The organism is Streptomyces sp. adm13(2018), from assembly GCF_008042145.1.
Classification (GTDB): Bacteria; Actinomycetota; Actinomycetes; order Streptomycetales; family Streptomycetaceae; genus Streptomyces.
The window spans coordinates 1-2,885 of sequence record NZ_RDBH01000124.1 but is presented as its reverse complement, the minus strand read 5'-3'; the positions used below and the strand labels follow the sequence as shown (position 1 = coordinate 2,885).

General features: G+C 72.5%; 3 protein-coding genes. 1 reads left to right on the top strand and 2 read right to left on the bottom strand.

The annotated features are described in order from the left end of the window. Together EAO70_RS37955 and EAO70_RS15670 are read right to left on the bottom strand one after the other, a co-directional pair. On the bottom strand, window positions 1-752 hold a 752-nt coding region (locus EAO70_RS37955), incomplete at its 3' end, for an SCO1860 family LAETG-anchored protein (protein WP_187283903.1). A 325-nt stretch (window positions 753-1,077) separates the two neighbouring features. Further along, window positions 1,078-1,797, bottom strand: coding sequence for a siderophore-interacting protein (locus EAO70_RS15670; RefSeq protein ID WP_148003600.1), 720 nt, complete (start codon window positions 1,795-1,797; stop codon window positions 1,078-1,080). 69 nt (window positions 1,798-1,866) lie between these two features. On the opposite strand from EAO70_RS15670, the gene EAO70_RS15665 reads away from it, so the two are divergent. Further along, a partial coding sequence (locus tag EAO70_RS15665; protein WP_148003599.1) for a penicillin acylase family protein occupies window positions 1,867-2,885 on the top strand: 1,019 nt, incomplete at its 3' end.

Sequence of the window (2,885 nt, the reverse complement as noted above, 5' to 3'; positions counted from 1 at the left end):
GGCTTCTCCGTGGGCTTCTGGGTGGGGGCCGTGCCCTCGGGCGTCTCGCAGGTGGCCTCGGCGAGCGACACGGTGCCGTTGACCTCGGCGACGCCGAGCTTCAGCGGGTCGACCTCCACCTTCAGTTCGAGGGCGGTGGCCGCGGCCGTGCGCGAGGTCGTGGAGGTGCGGGACAGGTCGAGGGTCACCTTGCCGACCTGGGGCACGTCGACCTCGGTCCGGCCGGCGGTGGAGAGCGTGGTCTTCTTGCCGAAGACGATGACGTGCCCGAGGACGTTGGACTCGGCCACCGGCTTGCGGCCGACCTCGCAGAGGGCCTTGGAGGTCACCTTCTCGACCTCGATGAGCGAGAGCAGCGGGATGCCGGGGACGTGGACCCGGGCCTTGACGAGGTTCACGTACCCCTCGGCCTTCTCCTCGTCCACGGTGGCCTTCGAGGTGGCGACGTCGGCGGCGAGCACGTCGATCGGCTTGTCGCCCTCGGCCCCCCGCACCTTCACGGAGAGCGCGGTCTGGTTCTCGGTCTCCGGGGCCTTCACCTCGTTGAGGGAGACCCGCAGCGGCACGTCGACCGTCTTGTTCAGGAGGGAGACGTCGAGGCCGGTCCGCAGGACGACGGCGGTGGCGCGCCCTTCGCCGCCCGACGCCTGTGCCGCCGGGGCCGCGAGAAGCACGGGGCCGACGGCCAGGGCGGCGACGGTCGCGGCGGCGGCGGTCCGGCGTACGGGCATGCGGAAGGTGTTGCTGTTCAAGGTGGTGGAACCCCCACAAGAGACATGGCGTCGCCGGCCGCTCACCACGGGGACGGTGGGTCGGCGCGGACTCGGCGACTTGAGACACCGGAATCTTTACGCACGGAGAGTGAACCCGCGGTCGCCTGACGTGAGTTCACTCCAAAGGGGGGTTTCCGTGTTCATATTCGATTGTTTTCGCCACAACCGTTCCCGGGCGTCACGCGTCTTGCGCACGAGAGGCCGGAAGCGGACGCCCCGGCGAATGGTGTGAACGATCCGCCACGCGCCGGGGTAACGGATCGTCAACCCGGCGCACGGGCCGGGAGCGGCCGGAACGGAGCGGTCAGCTCGCGCGCCAGTACCCGAGCGCGTGGACGCGCTCCTTGGGGAGGGCGAGCTCCTTGCGCGCGTACGTGGCGAGGGTGCGGGTGGTCGCGGTGTCGCAGGCGATCCAGACGTACGGGTCGGAGTCCGCGAGGGCCGGGAGTTCGGCCTTCACCCGGGAGACCAGGTCGGCCCCGCCGTCCCGGCGCGGCACCCGGCGCAGTTCGTGGTGCTCGGGGTCGAGCCGGAACGGCAGCTCCCCGTCGGAGGCGTGCTGGGTCTCGAACCAGACGGTGGCGGGGACCCCCGGGAGGGCGTCGAGCAGGGAGTTGACGGCGGGCAGCGACGCCGGGTCGCCGACCACGAGCAGTCGTCCGGGACGGGGATCCGGGGCGTCGAAGCCGGTCCCCTGGAGGGTCGCCTCGACGATGTCGCCGGGGGCGCAGGCGCGGGCCCAGCGACTGGCGATGCCGTCGTGGAGCGCGAACTCCAGGCTGAAGGTGCCGGCCTCCTGGTCGGGATCCACCAGGGTGTACGCGCGCTGGTGCGGCTTGCCCGCGTCCTCGAACCAGAGCCGGACCCACATCGTGGGGTGGATCCCGGCGGCGGCGAGCAGACCGCCGTCCGTGAAGTGCACCCGGCGGTAGTCCTCGGTGACCTGCTCGGCCCCCGTCACGGTGAACGTGAAGTCCTTGCCCCGGAACAACTTGAGAACGGCACCCTGCCAGCCGTGACCCACGGCAATCCCCTCCCCTGAACTCCTGTAGATTAATTTAGGTCAGCCTAACCTAATAAGTACGCAGAAGACATGGCCGAAGACCATGTCGGTGACAAGGACGGGATCGGGGTCTCCGTGAGCATCGACGTCTACCGGGACGCGTGGGGCGTGCCCCATCTGCGCGCCGCGGACGAGGACGAACTCGCCTTCGCTCAGGGGCGGGTCACCGCCCGCGACCGGGCCTGGCAGCTGGAGGTCGAGCGGCACCGCGCGCAGGGCACCACGGCGGCCTTCCTCGGCGCCGCCGAGCTCGGGTGGGACACCTTCGCCCGGCGCGCCCGGCTCGCCGACACCGCCCGCCGCTGCTTCGAGCGGCTGGAACGCGAGGACGCCGGGACGGCGGCCTGGGTGCGCGCCTACGCGGACGGGGTGAACGACGGCCTCGCGGACGGGGCGGCCCGGGCGCCCGAGTTCGCCGGGACCGGCCTCGCCCCCGGCCGGTGGGAGCCGTGGACCCCGCTCGCCGTCTGGCTGACCACCCACATCCTGTTCGCCGGCTTCCCCACCAAGCTGTGGCGCGAGGAGGTCGCCCGGCGGCTCGGCGAGGAGTGGACGGAGCTCTTCGCGACCGACGGACCCGGCACGTCCGGCTCCAACGGCTGGCTGGTCGCGGGCGGGCGGACCGCGAGCGGGGCGGCGCTGGTGGCGGGCGACCCGCACCGCTTCATCGAGGCACCCGGCGTCTACCAGCAGATCCGCCTCGCCTGCCCCGCGTACGACGTGGTGGGCATCGCCGTGCCCGGCATCCCCGGACTCGCCCACTTCGGCCACACCGGGGCCGCGGCCTGGGCGATCACCAACGCGATGTCGGACTACCAGGACCTCTACCGGGAGCGGCTGCGGCGGCTCCCGGACGGCGGGCTGGAGGCGTACGGCCCCGAGGGCTGGCGCCCGGCCGCGGCGCACACCGAGACGATCGAGGTCGCGGGCGGCGAACCGGTCGTCGTCGAGGTCGTCGAGACCGACCGCGGCCCGGTGATCATCGGGATCGACGACGAACCGGCCGACGGGACGGCGCCGGGGGACGTAGCCGATACGGCGTCGGGGGA